The sequence below is a fragment of the Pseudomonas viridiflava genome (genome assembly GCF_003702045.1).
Classification (GTDB): domain Bacteria; phylum Pseudomonadota; class Gammaproteobacteria; order Pseudomonadales; family Pseudomonadaceae; genus Aquipseudomonas; species Aquipseudomonas viridiflava_C.
Window position 1 is genome coordinate 1 of sequence record NZ_RBTP01000070.1, and the last position, 1,358, is coordinate 1,358.

At 51.0% G+C, this 1,358-nt stretch carries 1 protein-coding gene and 1 pseudogene; both read left to right on the forward strand.

Annotation, left to right across the window (positions count from 1 at the left end):
- Positions 1-286 (forward strand): annotated as a pseudogene (locus ALP40_RS22690) (phospholipase); the annotation flags it as partial.
- Positions 286-1,335, forward strand: a complete 1,050-nt coding sequence (locus tag ALP40_RS22695) for a sel1 repeat family protein (protein ID WP_122210396.1) — start codon at positions 286-288, stop codon at positions 1,333-1,335. The pseudogene ALP40_RS22690 and the gene ALP40_RS22695, both read left to right, overlap by 1 nt.
- Positions 1,336-1,358 lie beyond the last annotated feature (23 nt).

The following is a 1,358-nucleotide window of genomic DNA, read 5'->3' on the forward strand; positions in this document are numbered from 1 at the left end:
CGTGTACACCACGCAGGGTTCTGCCAACATCAACACCCGCAGCATGATGGGTGACAGTGAGCTGAATATTTGTCATGAGTATGCGGACACGACACAGCAGTTGAGGCGCAGGTTGTGGGGGCTGCATACGGGGAATAAGGGGGCGCAGGATGATCCGGATATTGCTTTCAAAGCCTGGGAGCTAATAATTAAGCGGAACAAAGAACTCAAAGCAGCAAAGCAGCAGCCATATGTTTCTCTTGTCGAGTTCTATTACAGCAAAGCAAATTATAAGGATCTTGACTAATGCGCCTGATATTTCTGCTTTTGAGCCTGCTACTCGTGTTTACCAGTGCTCACGCAAACAATTTACGGACAAAGGACACTCCCTTGGATAGCTTGAACGACATTGATGCCAAACTGGCATTTACCTGCGTGCATGAAAAAATCCCGACGGCCTCTCCGGAGACCGATAGTCTTTTTCGTTATGCTCGCTGGTTGCAGAAAAACAACCAGCTCAAGCAGGACAAGACTGTTGATGCCGAAATCGAACGGCTTTACCGCATTGCCGCTGAAAACCAGCACTATAAGGCTAATATCAATCTGCAGAACGGTACGGCACGGGGTCAGTTCACACTGAGTGGTGAAGAGGTCCTGCGGCTTAGCCAGCAACTGATCGATGCAAAGGTTGCGACTGGATATTACCTAATCGCTACCTACTTGCAGCGGGGCGTTGCAGGTTTACAGCAGGACGCGAATATGGCTCTGCGTTATTATCGTAAAGCAGCGGACGAGGGCAGCGCTCAGGCACAAACTTACTTAGCAGATAAGTTGGCACCCATTGACATCGCTCCTGAGGTTGCACGACTGATGCGTCAGTGCGCTGCTGCACAAGGCAATGGCGATGCTGCCTTAGCATTAGGCATAAATCTTTCAACAGCTAAGAACTACAAAGCCGCGCTTGAGGCTTTCCAAATCGGTGTAGCAGGCGGCAATGAGTTTGCTGCCTTCACTTTAGCGGGGAGCTTTAATGGAGCAAAACCTGCTGATCTTTTGTATTATTTAGACCAAGCAGAAGACTCTGATCGTGCACGACGTTACGAGCAAATCAGCAAAATGCTGGGCGACTGGTCCTACGCCAACCCCGCTGTCCCCGAAATCAACGATATCGTTCCCTTGCCACCCGCCAAACTTCCCGCCTGGGACGGTAAGCTGAAATGGGTCGAGGAACGCAAGGCCAACGTCCAGCCACCAAAACCGAGCGAAGCGCTGATCGGACAACTGGCCAAAGCCAAGCTCCTCGATCCAAAGACCGGCAAGCCGTTGCCAGAGTCACCACTGTACGAGAAAAATTGACCAGGTGACACGTCAGCGACCTA

Bases quoted from the DNA above. Each gene is read 5' to 3' on its own strand.
- ALP40_RS22695 (WP_122210396.1), top strand. From the start codon at position 286: ATGCGCCTGATATTTCTGCTTTTGAGCCTGCTACTCGTGTTTACCAGT.